The organism is Pseudomonas sp. TMB3-21 (genome assembly GCF_054898145.1).
Window position 1 is genome coordinate 4,356,477 of sequence record NZ_CM142718.1, and the last position, 17,310, is coordinate 4,373,786.

A 17,310-nucleotide genomic window follows, 5' to 3' on the forward strand; every position below is an offset into this window, starting at 1 on the left:
GTTTGCGTGCACTGATCGACCTTGAGCAGTCCTTCACGCCAGATAATCACGATAATGGCGCTCATACACGGCCGCTGGATGATCGTCGGTGACCGGCGGCGCCGATCCCGCCCACCAGTGCGCGACGTCGGCACCGGTAGCCATCCACACATCGTCATGCTGTTGAATGCCCTCGAGCAATTCGCGCAACACTCCAATCCGTCCGGGCGTGGCGATGATCTCCGGGTGCAGGCGCAACACGTAGCACAAACCAAAACGATGAAACCCGGCGAAATCCATCTGCAGGTTGCTCAGGGTGTGGCTGTAAGAAGCGATGCGAGATTGCGCCGGAGGCACGGCCGGGCTGAGATTGAAGGCGAAGTAAGGCTCGTCTTCCAGCTCGTAATGCAGCGGTAACTCGATCACCTCGGGCGCTGTGGGATGGGCGAATGGCAAGTCATCACCGCGCCACGACGAAGACCAGCGAATGCCCTGATCCTTAAGCGCCTGAATGAACCCAGGCGCACCGTTACCGGCCGGAATGCGAAAACCGCTGGGTCGCTGACCGGTGAGTGTTTCGAGCGCCTCACAGCCGCGAGCGATGTCGGCGGACTGCGCGGCCAGGTCGAGGTGGTCGTAATTCTGATGGCGATAACCCGCGCAGGCGATTTCGTGCCCGCCCGCTTGAATCGCGCGAAGATGCGCAGGATTTTCCTCGGCGACAATGCCGGGGATGAACCAGCTGCTGGTGACGTTCAGTTCTTCAAACAGTCCCAGCAACCGCTCCACCCCGCGCTGCGTGCCGTAACGCCATACCGACAGGGTTTTGTCGCGGCCAGCGACTTCCGGGGCCTGGGTCAAAATGCCGTGGATGTCGTTGTAGTCGACCGTCAGGACCACGGCGCAGCGGTAGCCGTCGGGCCAGGTTTTCGGGTCAGCCATGGTGATGCTCCTTCAGCCACCATTGCGCGACATCGCGGCAAGTGGCAAACCAGACGTCGTCGCGCTGGCGCATGTGTTCGAAGAGTTTTTCCAGGAGCAAGATGCGCCCCGGTTTTCCGATGATCTTGGGATGGAACAGGGTCGTCAGGCACAGTCCCTCGTTCATCGCACCGTCGTACTCGCGGCACCAGTTATCCAGCGTCAGTTCATAGCTGGCCGTGCGGTCCAGGCCGGAGGGGAAGTCGGGCGCGCGGGTGTAGGCGAGGGAGGCGTAGTCGTCCATCTCCCAGCGGCCCGGAATTTCCACCAAGGGCGTGTCGAATCCGGCGACGTTGACCAGGTAGGGTCGATCATCGCCGCGCATGCTGCTGGAGTAAGTCACCCCGGCCTCCACCAACATTGCCGGCGTTTCCGCTCGCCAGTCACCGGACGGCGTGCGAAAGCCTTCGGCACGAATGTTCAAGTGTTTCCAGAACACCTCGCGGCATTTGCTCATCACCTCTTTTTGCTGTTGCAGCGTCAAGGCGTAGAAGGACTCGTGCCGGTAACCGTGATAGGCCACTTCATGCCCGCGTTCGACGATCGCCTGGCATTGTTTCGGCCAGTTTTCCACCACCCACGCCGGAACGAAAAAGGTGGTCGGGATGCGGAATGCATGGAGCAGATCAAGCAGGCGCGGGAGGGCACGGTAAGGGCCGTAACCCCCAAAACCGAAATACTCGGGCTTGCGCCAGATCGAGCCATCCAGCATGGCGTCGCCGGTCGGGCCGTCGAGGTCGAAGGCCAGCGCCAGGCAGGCTGTATACCGGCCGGGCCAGGCGGGTTGGGGTGAGGAGGACATCAGTGGCGCTCCAACTATTTATCTGTAAACACCGCCACTCTGTAGGAGCGAGCCTGCTCGCGATGGAGTGTCAGTTACACCTTTGGCAACTGACACACCCTTGCGAGCAGGCTCGCTTCTACAGGGGTTAGGGGTGGGCTGCCTGATTATTTCCCGGCGTTTATCGTCACGGTCTCGATCGCGCCCAGTTGCAGATCCCACTTCTTCAGAATGGCCAGGTAAGTGCCGTCATCAACCATGCTCTGCAGCGCCACTTTCACCGCTTCACTCAGCTCGGGTTTCTTCTTGCTGACGCCCAACCCGGTGAACTGCTTGGAAATCGGCATGCCTACGGTCTTGTACATGTCCTTTTCCTGCGTCTTCAGGTACGACAGCGTTTCGCTACCCTGCATCGCGGCATCAATACGGCTCTGACGCAGCTGCGCGCGGGCATCGGCCGAGCCTTCGGTACCGACCACGTTGATCGCAGGTTTGCCCGAAGCTTCGCAGTTTGCTTTGCTCCACTCGGCAATTTCCGACGGGAAAGTGGTGCGACGGCTGGTGCCGACTTTCTTGCCGCACAGGTCGATGATCTCGTTGAAATCCTTGTTTTTCTGCAGTGTGTAAAACTGCGGGCCGCTGGTGAAATAGTCCACAAACGTTACGCTGGCCTGGCGCTCAGCCGTGTCAGTCATGCCCGACAGAACCATGTCGACGCGATCGGTGGTCAGGGCGTTGATCATCTGTTCGAAACCGGTCTCCTGCCATTTGATCTTCACACCCAGACGCTCGGCCAGGGCATTGCCCAAGTCATAGTCAAGACCGGTGAGAGTATTGGTGGCCGGGTCCTTGAAATCCATGGGTGGGTAATTGGGCATGATCGCGACGACGACCTCGCCTTTTTCCTTGATGCTGGCCGGTAAATCGGCGGCGTAGGTGAAGCTGGAAGCCATCAGGCCTGCAAGTACTGCCGGGATTACGAAATTCTTCATGGTCGTTCTCTTATGTGAGTTATGAGGTCGGCTCGGGTTGTCGAGCCGGGCCTAGGTTCGAACGGCAGAAATGAAGCTTTGGGTGCGCGGGTTTTGCGGACTCAGCAGTATTTCTTCGGGGCTTCCTGCCTCCACTATCTGCCCGCCGTCCATGAACACCATGCGGTTGGATACCTCGCGAGCGAAGCCCAGTTCATGGGTGACGACGATCATGGTCATGCCCGATTGCGCCAGATCGCGCATGACCGACAGCACCTCACCGACCAGTTCCGGGTCGAGTGCCGAGGTGGGCTCATCGAACAACATCAGCTTGGGGCGCATGGCCAGCGCCCGGGCAATTGCCACACGTTGCTGCTGCCCGCCTGACAACTCGATCGGGTAACTGTTGCGCTTGTCCGCTAGGCCGACTCGGGCGAGCAGTTCCACGGCTTCTTCAAGTGCTTCTTTTGGCGCGCGCTTAAGCACCTGGCACGGGCCTTCGGTGATGTTCTGCAATACGGTCATGTGCGGGAACAGATTGAAGCGCTGAAAAACCATGCCGGTGGCCAGACGCTGCCGGGCGATTTGCGATTCGTTGAGTTCGTGAAGCTTGTTGCCGGCGATGCGGTAACCCACCAGTTCGCCGTCGACCCAGAGGCCGCCCTTGTCTATCTTTTCCAGCTGATTCACGCAGCGCAGCAAGGTGCTTTTACCGGAGCCGGAGGGGCCGATGATGCACAGTACTTCGCCTTGCTCGACTTCAATATTGACGTCCTTGAGCGCGTGGAACTGGTCGTAATATTTGTTCAGGCTCACGGCCTTGACGATGCTTCTCATGATCAAATCCTCAAGAACGTTTGCCGGCGCCGCGAGCGAAGCGACGCTCGAGACGACTCTGACCAAAGGACAGCACGGTGACGGTGGCCAGGTACCAGATGCCGGCGACGATCAGCAGCTCCATCACGCGGGCGTTGGCGTAGTAGATATTCTGGGCGTTGTAGAGCAGCTCCGAGTACTGGATCACGCTCGCCAGCGAGGTCATTTTGACCATGCCAATGAATTCGTTGCCGACCGGCGGAATGATGACTCGCATGGCCTGCGGCAGGATGATCCGGCGCAGCGCTTGCAGGCGCGGCATGCCAATCGACTTGGCCGCTTCGTATTGTCCGGTATCAACGGACAGCAGGCCGGCGCGCACCACTTCAGCGGTGTAGGCGCCTTGGTTGATGCTCAAACCGAGCAGGGCGGCCACGAACGGTGTCATCAGGCTGACCGTGTCCATCTCGAACACGCCGGGGATGCCGATAGTGGGAAAGATCAGCGCCAGGTTGAACCACAGCAGCAGCTGCAGAATCAGCGGCGTACCGCGAAACAGCCAGGTGTAGGTGATCGCCACATAGCGCAGGATCGGGTTGGCCGACATGCGCATGATCGCTGTGATCACGCCGAAGACGATGCCGAGCGCCATCGCCAGCACCGCCATGACGATGGTATTGAGCAGGCCCCACATGATCGCCTGGGAGGTGAGGAACTGCCCGATGTAAGACCATTCGATCTTGCCTTCGGCGAACGCTCTTACGAGGCCGACTATCGCAATGACGATGACCGTGGCGAAAAAAATCCGCCCGTAATAGCGCCTGGGCACGTGGTCGTACTGGGTAATATCAAACTGGTTTTCCGCCAGTTTACGCTCCGCCTGGAGTCGTTCTGCCTGAGTCTGGCTCATTGTTGTGCTCCGTAAACTGTTCTTTCAAATCAACCAAAATCTCTATGGGAGCGGGCGTGCTCGCGATGGGGGCGGATCAGCAACATGAGTGTTGAATGTGATACCGCAATCGCGAGCAAGCCCGCTCCCACAAGTTTTGTGTTCTCCCTTAAAGCCGGAATCCCTGATAGTCCTCGGTCCACGCTTGCTGTGTCGCGAGCGCAGTTTTCAACCGGCCGATCTGCTCGCGGACCCGCTCCGGCGCGGTGCCGCCCCAACCACTACGAGCAGCGATGGCGGCTTCCAGCGTAAGGCTGTCGCGCACGTCAGCGGTCAGGCGCGGATCGATCTCGGCCAACAACGCCGGCGATGCTTCCCACAATTCGAGGTCATGTTTCTCACAGGCCTGGACCAATGCACCGGTGATTTCGTGAGCTTCCTTGAACGGCACGCCGCGCACCGCCAGCCAGTCAGCGACTTCGGTGGCCAGAGCAAAACCGAGCGGTGCCTGACGGCGCAGTTCTTCGACGTTCACCTTCATGGTCGCGACCATCCCGGCCATCGCCGGCAACACCAGCAAAAGCGTGTCAACGCTGTCGAGTACGCCGTGCTTGTCTTCGCTCAGGTCGCGGTTATACGACAGCGGCAGGGATTTCAACGTCGACAGCAGCCCGGTCAGGTTGCCAATCAAGCGACCAGCCTTGCCACGCGCCAGCTCGGCGATATCAGGGTTTTTCTTTTGCGGCATGATCGAGCTGCCCGTGGCGTAGGCATCGTCGAGCGCGACCCAGCGAAATTGTCGCGATGACCATAAGCAGAATTCTTCCGCGAGGCGGGAAATGTTGATCCCCAGCATGCTCGCGATGAACAGGAACTCGGCCACGTGATCGCGGCTGGCGACCGCATCGATCGAGTTTTCGCACACGCCGCTGTACCCCAACTCTTTTGCCGACTGCTGCGGTAACCGAGCAATGGCAGAACCGGCCATAGCCGCCGCGCCAAGGGGCGACAACGAGGTGCGCACATCCCAATCGATCAGGCGTTGTACGTCGCGCAGTATCGATTGCGCGTGAGCCAGCAGATGATGAGCGAAGACGATCGGTTGTGCCTGCTGCAAGTGGGTGAAGCCCGGGCAGATGCTCTCGATGTGTTGTTCAGCCTGGCTCACGAGCGCCTGCTGCAGGGCCAGCACTTCTACCGTCAGGGTGCGTACGTGATCACGCAAGAATAGGCGCAGGTCGTTGGCGGTCTGGTCGTTGCGCGAACGCCCGGCGCGCAGTTTCCCGCCCAGTGGGCCGAGGCGCTCGGTCAGCAGGCGCTCGATGAAGGTGTGGACGTCTTCGTCGTCCAGCGTCGGTACGATGCTGCCGGCCCGGAAGTCATCGCCGATGCGCTCCAGTGCGTCGAGCATGGTCAGGGTTTCCTGTTCGCTCAACAGGCCGGCACGTTGTAGTTCACGGGCATGCGCCCTGGAGCCAGCGAGGTCGTAAGGCGTCAGGCGGAAATACCGTTCGGGGCAACGCGACAGGGCTGCCAGGGCGGCGGACGGGCCGCTTTTGAAGCGGGCACCCCAGAGACGGTCGGTGGTCTGAGACATTGTTATTTTTCCTCGTCGGTAGAACGAACTGAAACCAGAATGCAAGGGCGCTGACACGAGCCAAACAGTTTCGGCGGCGTGGCGCTCAAGCAGTTTTCGAAGGGGCAGTTGCGACAGAGCGAGCGATGATCGGAATGTCAGCTTTTAGTAGTTCGGAATCAGCGAGTTGGCACTCAAGTACGGAGATTATTAGCGGTTGCCAAGCCTGGTTTTCTGTGTTCATTATTATTTACCAGCACTGTTTTTGTTGTTGGACACAGAGTGTTGAATAGGGCGCCAGAGGTAAATAAGCATTATGGAAACCCCACTTTCCAATTCCGGAAACCCGCCGCCGAAAACGTCGCATCGAGCACCTCTGGCCTTGAGCGGTCTGGATTTCAAGCTGCTTAAAGTGTTCAAGGCCGTGGTCGAGGCAGGCGGCTTCAGCGCTGCGCAAAACGAGCTGAACGTGGGACTGGCGGCCATTAGCAAACAGATCTCCGACCTCGAGATCCGCATCGGCATGCGCTTGTGCACGCGGGGCAGGGAAGGCTTTCATCTGACCGAGGAGGGCAGCCTGGTATATCAGGCGTGTATCGATCTGTTTGCCTCGGTTGACAACTTTCGCGACCGGCTTAGTTCGGCGCAGAATGAACTTGTGGGCGATCTGGGCGTTGGCGTAATCGATAATACTATTTCCGATTCGAATTCGCCGTTAGTTGCTGCGCTGCGAACGCTGAATGAACAGTCGCCCAAAGTAAGGTTTCAACTTCAGGCGTCGCAACTGGATGAAGTAGAGCGCGGTGTAGTCGAAGGACGCTTAGTCGCCGGAATAGTACCGGTGTATCAACGTCGGGAAGAGTTCGATTACTACGCTTTATATGAGGAACGCTCGGAAGTCTATTGCGCCTCCGGCCACCCTTTGTTTGGCGTTTCAGACGCAGAACTGAGCAGCGATGTGCTCAAGGAATACGAGTGCATCAATCACCGCTACGCGATCCATCGCGACAAGCTGAACTTCGCCCGGTACGACGGCTATTCCGCCTCGGCAACGCAGGTTGAAGCGGTTGCCTTGTTGATCCTGACCGGACGTTTCGTGGGTTTTCTACCCCGGCATTACGCGGCCAGTCTGGTCAGCCAAGGGCAGATGCGAGCAGTGCTTGCGGAGTCGATTCATATCGACACCCCTTTCAATCTGATCCTGCGTCACAACACGGTGCGCAGTCCTTTGGTCAAGGCATTTGCACGGGCCTTGGCCGTTGATTTGAAAGTGCCGGTATAGGCGCAGGAGATTTGACTTTCGCGGCCAGGGTGGGCAGGTTGGTCAGCTATTGAACTGCGTGGTTATACGTCGCGCAGGTCATCGGTACATGAGCGTTAGTTTTTCGTGAAGTCCTACAGCAATTTTCTGTTTAAGCGTAGGACGTTTAACCTTATTAGTTTTTCATTGATCTGTTTTCCATTCAAGGCTGTTTCGTTTTGATTGACTTACCTGCTGCTGATTCAAATACCGCCAGAACCAACCCGATGTCCGTCTACCTGGCGCGGCTGGCGCCGTCCAGTCAGTTGACCATGCGTTACGTGCTGCAGGATGCGGCTGATCGCCTGGGTTTCGAAGACATGAATGTCGAGGACATTCCGTGGCACCAGCTGCAGCCTGAAGATGTGATCGCGCTGGTTGCGGCGTTGCGCGAGGACGGTTACGCGCCGAACACCTCGTCGCTGTACGTCAACGCGGTGCGCGGGGTGATGAATGAAGCGTGGCGCATGAGCCTGATCAGTCAGGATCACTTGCTGAAAATGCGTTCGGTCAAAGCCATTGCCGGCACGCGACTGTCGCAGGGGCGCAACCTGCGCCGCTCGTTGATCCAGGAAATGATGGCGGTATGCGCGGCCGACCCACGGCCGCAGGGGCTGCGCGATGCGGCCATCATCGGGATTCTGTACGGGTCGGGGATGCGCAAATCAGAATCGGTGAACCTCGACCTCGCTCAGGTCGATTTCACCGAGCGCAGTCTGCGGGTCACTGGCAAAGGCAATAAAGAGCTGATCAAGTACGCCCCGGCCTGGGCGTTCGCCAAACTTGATGCGTGGCTGGAACTGCGCCGCTCGCAGCTTAAGGAAGGTGAGGCGGATGATCCATTCCTGTTCAATCGCATCCGTCGTGGCAGCCACATCACCCGCGAGCGCATTACCAAACACGCGATCTATTACATTGCCCGACAGCGTGGTGCGCAGGTGGGTGTAAAGATCATGCCTCACGATTTCCGCCGTTCGTTTATCACCCGAGTGATCGAAGAGCACGACTTGTCGATCGCGCAGAAGCTTGCGCATCACAGCAACATCCAGACCACAGCGAATTACGATGTACGCGACGACAATGAGCGGCGGCGGGCGGTGGATCGTTTTGATCTTTGAATGGGGTGAGCCGATGCACCGCAGACGGCCGCTGCGCGCCCGGACGCGGGCTGCGCCAGCTGCTGCAGAATCTACGACGAATGCTGTTTTGTAGCAGCTGCCGAAGGCTGCTTCCGGGCGCGCAGCGGTCGTATGACGATAACGCTAAGCGTCCGTCGGGCACCCTGACTGATTCCCGCCCGCTGCGCGATTGATCAATGCGGCAAGTCGTTTAACGTTGGTCTGCTGGGCAACCACCAGTTCATCGACGGAGGGCCCGGACGGTGTCTGCAACGTGCTTCGGCATGTCAACAACTCGCCTTCGCCGTTGCGCAGGCGCCATTTGACATCAATCAGCCCGTATTGCCCGGGAATCGAGTCAAAGCGTTGCACATCCAGGCGCACTGACACCTTGCGCTGAGCGCCACTGCCCAGTTGATCCACCAACGCGCTGCGCAACTCATCCACCAGACTCGCCGCCCACCATTCGGTTTCCAGAATCGCCAGGCTGCTGTTGCCCTGGCGAATGACAATCTGTGGGCGGTCGACCTGGGGCGGTACGCTCAGCCCTTCGATCTGGATCTCCCCGGCGTTGCCCCGAGCAGCCATAGGCTGCGCAGGCGTTAACGTATGGAACTGAATCGGGTCACTGCGGCACGCCGCCAGCAGCAAGCACGCGGTGACCAAGGTGATCTTCAGTGATAAAGCCATGGTGTTGCTCCTGTGATCAATTGCGTGGCGGCGCCTTCAAGTCCAGTGGCGCAGCATTGTCGGGGCGGCCGCGAATCAGCGACTCTGGGTGCCGCCCCAGGTAGTCCGAGAGTTCACGCAAAGAGCGCGACATCCGCCCAAGCTCGTCCATGGTCTGGCCCAACTGCTCGCGCTGTGGTGAGTCTTCGGCCAGAGTCGACTGGGCCGATTGCAGCGTCTTGCTGACATCCGCCAGGGTCGATTGCACGCTTGGCAAGGTTTTCGAGTTGAATTGCGTCAGCCCTTTGCGCAGCTCGACGAGGTTGCTGTCGAGATTGCTGGCGATGCGTTCTACCGGCAGATTGTTGATCTTGTTGACCATGCTTTCGAGTTTTTCCTGCAGTTGCTCGAGGCTGCCCGGTATGGTCGGGATAGAGACCGGACGGGCAGTCGCGTCGAACGTGACCTTCGGCGCTTTCGGGTAAAAATCGAGGGCGATGTAAAGCTGCCCGGTCAGCAGGTTGCCGCTGCGCGCCTGAGCTCGCAGACCGTTTTCGATAAAGGTGCCGATCAGGCGAATCCCCGCCGCCTCGTCATCGGGATCATGTTTCAGGACCTCGAGCATTTTGACGTGCGCCTGCCCCAGACGCTGCGGGTAGATGACGATGCCGACATTGACCGGGAAGGTACGCTTCTTGGGATCGAAGTCCAGGTTCACCGACACCACCCGACCGAACTCGATGCCCAGAAACTCCACCGGCGCATCGACTTTGAGCCCGCGCAATGCCTGATCGAAGCGCAGGCTCAGGTACTGAGGTTTGCCGTTGGGCGGGGCGAGGGCGACCTGCTGGTCGTCGAACAGCTCGAAGGTTTTGTCTTCCACCGCTGGGGTGTCATTGGGGCTGTATTGCGGCGCACGAAAGGCAATGCCACCCACCAGCAACGACGATAGCGACTCGGTCTTTACTGCGAAGCCATTGGCGCCGACGTCGATATCGACACCACTGGCGTTCCAGAACCGGGTGTTTTCAGTCACGTACGCATCGTTGGGGGAGTGAATAAACACGTCGATATTCACCCCTTTGCCGTCAGCATCCAGCGCATAAGCCACGACCTGGCCTACGGGAATCTTGCGATAATAGACCGGGGAACCAATGTCCAGCGAGCCAAGGTCCTCGGTATGCAGGGTGAAGCGTTTACCCGGTTCGCCGTAGGTGATGGGCGGCGGATTTTCCAGACCTGTGAAGATTTTTGCGCGCGTCTCCGACTGGCCGATATCGGCGCCGATGTAATCGCCGGACAGCAACGTATCGATGCCTGAAACACCACCGGCACCGATGCGCGGACGCACCACCCAGAACTGCGAGTCCTCGCGGGTGAAGCTTTCTGCCTGCTTGTCCAGTTTGATTGTGGCGTTGACGCTCTTCTGGTCATCGCTCAGCTCAACTTCGGAGACATGGCCGATCACCACGTTGCGGTATTTCACTTCGGTCTTGTTGGCGGTCAGGCCACTGCCGGTCTTGAACGTAATCGTGATGGTCGGACCTTCCTGCATCACGCTGTGCACTACCAGTGAAAGCCCGACAAGCACCGCAACAATCGGCACGATCCACACCAGCGACACGCTGAAACGACGGGTCTTGATGGGGGCCTGACCGGGGCTCTGCGACCCATCAGTGACTTGCGACTTCATCCATGACCTCCTCGTTTGGCGGGTTGTCCCGCGATTTGTCGTTATCCCAGATCAGGCGTGGGTCGAAACTCATCGCCGCGAGCATGGTGAACACCACCACCAGGCCGAAAAACAGAATGCCGAGGCGCGGCTCGATGTCACCCAGCGCCTGGAACTTCACCAGCGCTGCCACCAACGCCACCACGATGACGTCGAGCATCGACCAGTAGCCGATCAGCTCGACGAAGCGGAAGAGTTTCGAGCGCTCTTTGCGCGCCCACAAGCTGTTGCGCTGCACGGTAACCAGCAGCATCGTCAGCGCGCCGAACTTGATGCCCGGGACCGCGATACTGGCAATGAAAATGATCAGGGCGATGTCCCACGCCCCGTGCTGCCAGAACTCCAGCACGCCGCCCATGATCGTACTGTCGGCACCCGAGCCGAGCATCGTGGTGTTCATCACCGGCAGTACATTGGCCGGGATGTAGAACACCAGCGAGGCGATTAGGTAGGCCCAGGTCCGCGTCATCGAATTGGCCTTGCGCTGATGCAGGGGCGCACCGCAGCGTTCGCACTCATGCGGGTCAAGGCTTACGTCACAGGCGAGCCCGCAGCTGTGACACAGGCAGAGGTCAAGGTCACTGGCAATTGGCGGCTGGTTCACAGGATGTCCCACAGTTCACGGATATCGCGACCGGCGATGCGGATCATCATCAGGCTGAGGACCGCAAGAGCGAACAGGCCGATGCCGGGCAGTACATCAAGCATGCCGGCCAGTTTGAACACCGCGACCATAGCGCCGAGCAGGCACACTTCGAGCATGCTCCACGGCCTCAGGGTTTCCAGCCAGCGCATGCAAAATCTGAAACCGGGGGCGCGCTGACCGGCAAGTGCATAGCTCAACACCCAGATCAACAGCATGACCTGGATAATCGGTGCGACGATCATTGCAATCGCGGCCACCATGGCGATGAACGTAATGGGGCCGTGGCTCAGTGCCAGTACCGAATCCCAGAGGGTCGCGCTGTTTTTCAGGCCTTTTAGGCTGATGCTCATGACCGGGTAAAAGTTGGCAAACGCCCACAGCACAGCCGCCGTGTAGGCCAGCGCCAGGCGCTGTTCCACGGTCAGGCCGTTATAGCGTTGAAGCACGCCGCCGCAACGGATGCACAGGGTTTTCTGATGTTTGCCGAGTGTTACCTTCTCGTACACGCAGTCGCAGTGCTCGCAGATAATCAATTGGTCAGTCGTAGCCATAGGCCGCTCGCCAGGAGACAGAAAATTCGGAGCACCCCCACAATATAGAAGCGGTTCACGATAGAGCCAATCGAAAAGTACAAACAACTGCAAGCCCCACCCTCAAATCTAAACATACAAGCGAGCCTGGACGTGATTCAACATCTTCGTCGAGTGCTACGGCCTCTTCGCGAGCAGGCTCACTCCTACAGGGGATGATCGGCGGATACAAAGGAGTGCACGCTCCCACAGGGTGGCTTCGCTCGTGGGGTTCCCGTCAGCCCAGCATCTCGCGCAGGCGATACCAGAACATTCCGAGCGCCAGCAATGGCGAGCGTAGCATCGGGCCGCCGGGGAAGGTCATGTGGGGCACGGCGCTGAAGACATCGAAACCTTTGCTGTGCCCGGCATGTATCGCTTCGCCCAACAGTTTCGCGCACCAGTGGGTCACGTTCAGCCCGTGCCCGGAGTAGCCCTGGGCGTAGAACACGTTCGGGTGCTGACTCAAACGGCCAACCTGCGGGAAGCGGTTGGCGGTGATGCCGATCATTCCACCCCACTGATAATCAATGCGCACATTGGCCAGTTGCGGGAAGACCTTGAGCATGTGCGGGCGCATATAGGCGCTGATGTCCGCCGGGTCCCGCCCGGAATAGTGGCAAGCGCCGCCGAACAACAGGCGGCGGTCTGCCGAGAGGCGGTAATAATCCAGGCCGACTTTCTGATCGCACAGGGCCAGATTCTGCGGAATCAATTGCGCCGCAGCTTCGGCCGTCAGCGGCTCGGTGGCAATGATGTAGCTGCCGGCCGGCAGCACCTTGCCGCTGAGTTTCGGTTCGAGTTCTTCCAGATGCGCATTGCACGCCAGCACGATGCTGCCGGCGCGCACCGTGCCACCGGTACAGCGCACCTGAACGGTGCTGCCATGGATCAATTCCAGCACCGGGCTCTGCTCGAAAATCTGCACGCCCACTGACTGCGCCACGCGCGCCTCACCCAGCACCAGGTTGAGCGGGTGCAAATGCCCCGAACCCATATCCACCAATCCGCCGGCATACACCCCCGAGTTCACCACCTGTTGGCGGATTTGCTCCCGCGCGACGAGGCGGATCTCATGGGCATAACCCGATTCAATGAGGCTCTGCTGCTCAGCCTTGAACGACTCGAACTGCGCTTTGGTGTTGGCCAGTTCGCAGAAGCCCCAGCGCAGGTCGCAGTCAATGTTGTGTTCACGAATGCGCTGGCCTACCAACTCGACCGACTCAGTGCCGGCCCTTTCGAGGTAGCGCACGCCTTCGTCGCCGACATATTTGGCGAAACCGCTGACGTCATGGCCAACGCCGCGAATCAACTGACCACCGTTGCGCCCGCTGGCGCCCCAGCCGATTCGGCGACCCTCCAGCAAAATTACCGAAAGCCCGTGTTGTGCCAGTTCGATCGCCGTGTTGACCCCGGTGAAACCGCCGCCGATTACGCAGACATCGGCAACTTTGTCCTCGGCCAGCGCCGGATAGGGCGTCTGGCTGTTGGCAGTCGCCGCGTAATAGGAATGAGCGTGTTCGTTGTTCATTTGTTGGACTTCACTTTGCTCCAGGAACGGGTCATCAGACGCATGATTGTCTGGGGCGGGGTGCTCGAAATGTACAGTTTGTCGAGAACAGCCTGCGGTGGATACACCTCAGGATTGTTGACCAGCTCGGCGTCCATGAAGGCCTGTGAAGCCGGGTTCGGGTTGGCGTAACCCACCGAAGCGCTGACCTGGGCGATCACTTTCGGATCAAGCAGGTAGTTGATGAACGCGTGGGCTTCTTTCGGGTTGCTTGCGTCGGCCGGAATCGCCAACAAGTCAAACCACAAGTTGCTGCCTTCCTTGGGGATGGTATAGGCGATGTTCACGCCATTCTTGGCTTCCTTGGCGCGATTCGCCGCCTGGAACACGTCGCCCGAATAACCGAACGCCACGCAGATATCGCCGTTGGCCAGGTCCGAAACGTACTTGGAGGAATGGAAGTAGGTGATGTACGGACGAATGCTCAGTAGCTTGGCTTCAGCCTTTTTATAGTCCTCGGGTTTTTCACTGCGCGGGTCCATGCCCATGTAGTTGAGCACCGCGGGGAATACTTCATCCGCCGAGTCCATCATCGACACGCCGCACTGGCTGAGCTTTTTCAGATTTTCCGGCTCGAAGAACACCGCCCATGAGTCGATGTGATCAATGCCCAGCACTTGCTTGACCTTGTCGACGTTATAACCGATGCCGTTGGTGCCCCACAGGTACGGCACCGAATGCGCGTTGCCCGGGTCGTTGCGCTCCAGCAACGCGAGCAGTTTCGGGTCGAGGTTTTTGAAGTTGGGTAATTGCTCGCGGTCCAGTTTCAGAAAAGCGCCGGCCTTCACCTGACGAGCGAGGAAGTGGTTGGACGGCACCACCACGTCATAACCGGTGCGACCAGCGAGCAGCTTGCCTTCCAGGGTTTCGTTGGAATCGAAGACGTCGTAGATCACCTTGATGCCGGTTTTGCTCTGAAAGTCGGCGAGGGTGGTTTCGCCGATGTAATCAGTCCAGTTGTAGACGCTGACGCTTTGCTCGGCTTGCGCACTGGCGCTGACGAACATGGCCAGGGCGAGCGGAGCCAGGGTTTTCAGTAGACGCATATCGACACCTCTTATAGTTGTAGGATTTCTGGGCCTTGCGGACCTCTGTAGGAGCCGGCTTGCTGGCGATGGCGCAGTGTCAGACATCATCAATGTGGATGACACGCCGCCATCGCCAGCAAGCCGGCTCCTACGAGGGTTGGTGGTCTTAGGTGAGATTGGTATTCAAACACTCATCATCAAAAACTCGCGTTCCCACGAGCTGATCACGCGTTTGAAGTTTTCATGCTCTGCACGCTTCACCGCGACATACCCGCGAACAAACTTGTCGCCCAGGTAACGGCTGACGGTGTCACATTCTTCCATTTGCGTCAGCGCATCTTCGATGGTGATCGGCAGACGCAAATTGCGCCGTTCATAAGCCCGACCCTGTACCGCAGCACTCGGCTGCACGCGCTCGACCATGCCCAGATAGCCGCACAACAAACTCGCGGCAATCGCCAGGTAAGGGTTGGCATCGGCGCCGGGCAAGCGGTTCTCCACACGCATCGAGTCAGGGGTGGATGTCGGTACTCGCAGGCCCACAGTACGGTTCTCTTCGCCCCATTCCACGTTCACCGGTGCCGAGGTGTCCGGCAGGAAGCGGCGGAAGGAGTTGACGTTGGGCGCAAACATCGGCAGCACTTTCGGGATGTATTTCTGCAAACCGCCAATGTGCTGCAGGAACAGTTCGCTCATGCTGCCGTCGGCGTTGGCGAAAATCGGCTGGCCCGTCGCGATGTCGACCACACTCTGGTGAATGTGCATGGCGCTGCCCGGCTCGTCGCCAATCGGCTTGGCCATGAAGGTCGCCGCGACGTTGTGCTTGAGCGCAGCCTCGCGCAGGGTGCGTTTGAACACGGTTATCTGGTCCGCCAGGTCCAGCGCGTCGCCGTGGCGGAAGTTGATTTCCATCTGCGCCGGGCCGTCTTCATGGATCAGCGTGTCGAGGTCCAGGCCTTGCAGTTCGCACCAGTCGTAGACGTCTTCGAACAGCGGGTCGAATTCATTGGCGGCATCAATGGAAAAAGACTGCCGGCCACTTTCCGCACGACCGGAACGACCCAACGGCGCTTTCAACGGCAAGTCCGGGTCTTCGCAACGCTGGGTCAGGTAAAACTCCATTTCCGGCGCGACGATCGGCCGCCAGCCTTTGTCGGTGTACAGCTGCAGCACTTTTTTCAGCACGTTGCGCGGCGACAGTTCGATCGGGTTGCCGAATTTGTCGAAGGTGTCGTGAATGACAATGGCGGTCGGCTCGATCGCCCATGGAATCACGTAGACCGCATCCGACACCGGTTTGCAGATCATGTCGATGTCGGCCGGGTCGAGCAGGTCGTAGTAGATGTCGTCGTCGACAAAGTCCCCGGTTACCGTTTGCAGAAGCACACTTTCCGGCAGGCGCATGCCTCGCTCATGCAGGAACTTGTTGGTGGGTGCAATCTTGCCGCGTGCAATGCCGGTCAGGTCGCTGACGACACACTCGACTTCGGTAATCTTGTGATCTTTCAGCCAAGTGGACAGCTGATCGAAAGGGACATTCATAAAGACCTCGTTATTGGTTTTATTAACGCCGGAGAGGGTGGTTTCATCCGCCACATACTTCCCCTGGGACGCGTTGGCGACTATCTTGGGCGAGCCTTGACGTTCCATCTATCCACTTTCAGCAGCACCAAAACGCACCAAACGAGTGCGTAAGGTCACCCATGACAACGTTCAATCCGCTCCAGGTCCAAGCGTTCAACACCGCCGATGTCGCCGAACAAATCCGTGCTACACCCGGCTGGGTCCAGCAATATCAGCAGATGTCACCTGGGCATTTCGCCGGGCGCGTGCGTTATCTCGACCTGCAAGGGGTAGAGATTTACGAGGAACACATGAACACCCGCGTCGAGCAGAACTTCAGCGCGCCCGAGGGTTCCCTGGCGTTCTGTTTCGATCGCAGCGACAACGCCCTGTACGTGCTGAATGAAGAAAGCCGCAACATTTGGATCACGCCGGAGAACTATCAGGAAATCGCCGTGGTGTTCGGCCCGCAGTTTGTTCAGCGCCACGGGTTGAATGTCGCCCGCCTGGAAGGGCTGTTCATGGCGCCGCTGAATTCGGGGCAGAACGCGCTGTTCAGTCGATGGCTCAGCGGCACGCTGACGCGCCTGACGCAAACGTTCGATCCACCGAGCAGGGAAGCGCTGACCCAGCAATTGCTCGAAGACTGTCTGTACATTCTCGACAACGCCTGCGTGTGCCTTGATCGCGGTGGTTTGCAACGTCGAAGTGAAGAGCGCGCGGTAATGAAACGCATCGGTGAATGGGCCGCGGATTCACCGGAAGAAACCCTCAACCTGGTCGAACTGGCACACGTCGCCGGCGTTTCGCTGCGCCAATTGCAACATGCGTTCAAGGCGTACACCGGGATGACGCCTACTCACTGGCTGCGCCTGCGTCGCCTCAACAGTGCGCACCGTGAACTGCTGAAAAGCTCGCCCATGGAAACCACGGTGGCCGAAGTGGCGATGCAGTGGTCGTTCTGGCACCTGGGCCGATTTTCCAGCAGCTACCGCGCGCTGTTCAACGAACTGCCGAGTGAGACGCTGAAGCGCCCCCGGCAACATTGATCTGCCGATCCCTGTAACCCGGCGAACCCTGACGAACCAACGCCAACCCCTGTAGCAGCTGGCGCAGCCTGCG

Annotated in this window: 16 protein-coding genes; 3 read left to right on the forward strand and 13 right to left on the reverse strand. The window is 59.1% G+C overall.

Annotation, left to right across the window (positions count from 1 at the left end; all coding sequences use genetic code 11):
* Positions 1–33 precede the first annotated feature (33 nt).
* From ACYZTS_RS19835 to argH, 6 genes are all read right to left on the reverse strand, one after another.
* Positions 34–921: a polysaccharide deacetylase family protein gene (locus ACYZTS_RS19835; protein ID WP_461991464.1), complete on the reverse strand. Its 888-nt coding sequence runs from the start codon at positions 919–921 to the stop codon at positions 34–36.
* A complete protein-coding gene (locus ACYZTS_RS19840) occupies positions 914–1,762 on the reverse strand; it encodes a polysaccharide deacetylase family protein (RefSeq protein WP_461991466.1) in 849 nt (282 codons plus the stop codon). The genes ACYZTS_RS19835 and ACYZTS_RS19840 overlap by 8 nt, the downstream gene beginning before the upstream one ends.
* A gap of 146 nt (positions 1,763–1,908) precedes the next feature.
* A complete protein-coding gene (locus tag ACYZTS_RS19845; RefSeq protein ID WP_461991468.1) occupies positions 1,909–2,733 on the reverse strand; it encodes an ABC transporter substrate-binding protein in 825 nt (274 codons plus the stop codon).
* 51 nt (positions 2,734–2,784) lie between these two features.
* The gene (locus ACYZTS_RS19850; protein WP_028621071.1) at positions 2,785–3,549 is read right to left on the reverse strand and encodes an amino acid ABC transporter ATP-binding protein; all 765 of its coding nucleotides are present in this window, start codon (positions 3,547–3,549) and stop codon (positions 2,785–2,787) included.
* A gap of 10 nt (positions 3,550–3,559) precedes the next feature.
* Positions 3,560–4,438, reverse strand: coding sequence for an amino acid ABC transporter permease (locus ACYZTS_RS19855; protein WP_028621070.1), 879 nt, complete (start codon positions 4,436–4,438; stop codon positions 3,560–3,562).
* Positions 4,439–4,586: 148 nt separating this feature from the next.
* Entirely contained in the window at positions 4,587–6,014 is a 1,428-nt protein-coding gene (argH, locus tag ACYZTS_RS19860; protein WP_461991471.1) for an argininosuccinate lyase, read from the reverse strand.
* 295 nt (positions 6,015–6,309) lie between these two features.
* Between argH and ACYZTS_RS19865 the strand changes: the two genes are divergently transcribed.
* The gene (locus ACYZTS_RS19865) at positions 6,310–7,275 is read left to right on the forward strand and encodes a LysR family transcriptional regulator (RefSeq protein ID WP_461991472.1); all 966 of its coding nucleotides are present in this window, start codon (positions 6,310–6,312) and stop codon (positions 7,273–7,275) included.
* A 245-nt stretch (positions 7,276–7,520) separates the two neighbouring features.
* A complete protein-coding gene (locus ACYZTS_RS19870; protein ID WP_461991474.1) occupies positions 7,521–8,411 on the forward strand; it encodes a site-specific integrase in 891 nt (296 codons plus the stop codon).
* Between the two features lie 144 nt (positions 8,412–8,555).
* Here the strand turns inward: ACYZTS_RS19870 and ACYZTS_RS19875 are convergent, their stop codons facing one another.
* From ACYZTS_RS19875 to ACYZTS_RS19905, 7 genes are all read right to left on the reverse strand, one after another.
* Entirely contained in the window at positions 8,556–9,101 is a 546-nt protein-coding gene (locus ACYZTS_RS19875) for a PqiC family protein (RefSeq protein WP_461991475.1), read from the reverse strand.
* Positions 9,102–9,117: 16 nt separating this feature from the next.
* Positions 9,118–10,773: a PqiB family protein gene (locus tag ACYZTS_RS19880; RefSeq protein WP_461991477.1), complete on the reverse strand. Its 1,656-nt coding sequence runs from the start codon at positions 10,771–10,773 to the stop codon at positions 9,118–9,120.
* On the reverse strand, positions 10,754–11,416 hold the full coding sequence (locus ACYZTS_RS19885) for a paraquat-inducible protein A (RefSeq protein ID WP_461991479.1): 663 nt from the start codon (positions 11,414–11,416) through the stop codon (positions 10,754–10,756). Before ACYZTS_RS19885 ends, ACYZTS_RS19880 begins: the two co-directional genes overlap by 20 nt.
* Positions 11,413–12,009 (reverse strand): paraquat-inducible protein A, encoded by a 597-nt coding sequence (locus tag ACYZTS_RS19890; protein ID WP_028621063.1) that lies wholly within the window; start codon positions 12,007–12,009, stop codon positions 11,413–11,415. Before ACYZTS_RS19890 ends, ACYZTS_RS19885 begins: the two co-directional genes overlap by 4 nt.
* A gap of 256 nt (positions 12,010–12,265) precedes the next feature.
* A complete protein-coding gene (locus ACYZTS_RS19895; RefSeq protein ID WP_461991481.1) occupies positions 12,266–13,558 on the reverse strand; it encodes an NAD(P)/FAD-dependent oxidoreductase in 1,293 nt (430 codons plus the stop codon).
* The gene (locus ACYZTS_RS19900) at positions 13,555–14,643 is read right to left on the reverse strand and encodes a polyamine ABC transporter substrate-binding protein (protein WP_461991483.1); all 1,089 of its coding nucleotides are present in this window, start codon (positions 14,641–14,643) and stop codon (positions 13,555–13,557) included. Before ACYZTS_RS19900 ends, ACYZTS_RS19895 begins: the two co-directional genes overlap by 4 nt.
* A gap of 165 nt (positions 14,644–14,808) precedes the next feature.
* Positions 14,809–16,167 carry a glutamine synthetase family protein gene (locus ACYZTS_RS19905; protein WP_461991485.1) on the reverse strand — a complete coding sequence of 453 codons (1,359 nt, stop codon included), beginning with the start codon at positions 16,165–16,167 and terminating at the stop codon, positions 14,809–14,811.
* Positions 16,168–16,328: 161 nt separating this feature from the next.
* Between ACYZTS_RS19905 and ACYZTS_RS19910 the strand changes: the two genes are divergently transcribed.
* Positions 16,329–17,237: a helix-turn-helix domain-containing protein gene (locus tag ACYZTS_RS19910; RefSeq protein WP_461991487.1), complete on the forward strand. Its 909-nt coding sequence runs from the start codon at positions 16,329–16,331 to the stop codon at positions 17,235–17,237.
* Positions 17,238–17,310: the final 73 nt, after the last annotated feature.

Excerpts from the sequence above, each read along its gene's own strand:
- ACYZTS_RS19835 (WP_461991464.1), bottom strand. The coding sequence starts at position 921 with ATGGCTGACCCGAAAACCTGGCCCGACGGCTACCGCTGCGCCGTGGTC.
- ACYZTS_RS19840 (WP_461991466.1), bottom strand. The coding sequence starts at position 1,762 with ATGTCCTCCTCACCCCAACCCGCCTGGCCCGGCCGGTATACAGCCTGC.
- ACYZTS_RS19845 (WP_461991468.1), bottom strand. The coding sequence starts at position 2,733 with ATGAAGAATTTCGTAATCCCGGCAGTACTTGCAGGCCTGATGGCTTCC.
- ACYZTS_RS19850 (WP_028621071.1), bottom strand. The coding sequence starts at position 3,549 with ATGAGAAGCATCGTCAAGGCCGTGAGCCTGAACAAATATTACGACCAG.
- ACYZTS_RS19855 (WP_028621070.1), bottom strand. The coding sequence starts at position 4,438 with ATGAGCCAGACTCAGGCAGAACGACTCCAGGCGGAGCGTAAACTGGCG.
- argH (WP_461991471.1), bottom strand. The coding sequence starts at position 6,014 with ATGTCTCAGACCACCGACCGTCTCTGGGGTGCCCGCTTCAAAAGCGGC.
- ACYZTS_RS19865 (WP_461991472.1), top strand. The coding sequence starts at position 6,310 with ATGGAAACCCCACTTTCCAATTCCGGAAACCCGCCGCCGAAAACGTCG.
- ACYZTS_RS19870 (WP_461991474.1), top strand. The coding sequence starts at position 7,521 with ATGTCCGTCTACCTGGCGCGGCTGGCGCCGTCCAGTCAGTTGACCATG.
- ACYZTS_RS19875 (WP_461991475.1), bottom strand. The coding sequence starts at position 9,101 with ATGGCTTTATCACTGAAGATCACCTTGGTCACCGCGTGCTTGCTGCTG.
- ACYZTS_RS19880 (WP_461991477.1), bottom strand. The coding sequence starts at position 10,773 with ATGAAGTCGCAAGTCACTGATGGGTCGCAGAGCCCCGGTCAGGCCCCC.
- ACYZTS_RS19890 (WP_028621063.1), bottom strand. The coding sequence starts at position 12,009 with ATGGCTACGACTGACCAATTGATTATCTGCGAGCACTGCGACTGCGTG.
- ACYZTS_RS19895 (WP_461991481.1), bottom strand. The coding sequence starts at position 13,558 with ATGAACAACGAACACGCTCATTCCTATTACGCGGCGACTGCCAACAGC.
- ACYZTS_RS19900 (WP_461991483.1), bottom strand. The coding sequence starts at position 14,643 with ATGCGTCTACTGAAAACCCTGGCTCCGCTCGCCCTGGCCATGTTCGTC.
- ACYZTS_RS19905 (WP_461991485.1), bottom strand. The coding sequence starts at position 16,167 with ATGAATGTCCCTTTCGATCAGCTGTCCACTTGGCTGAAAGATCACAAG.
- ACYZTS_RS19910 (WP_461991487.1), top strand. The coding sequence starts at position 16,329 with ATGACAACGTTCAATCCGCTCCAGGTCCAAGCGTTCAACACCGCCGAT.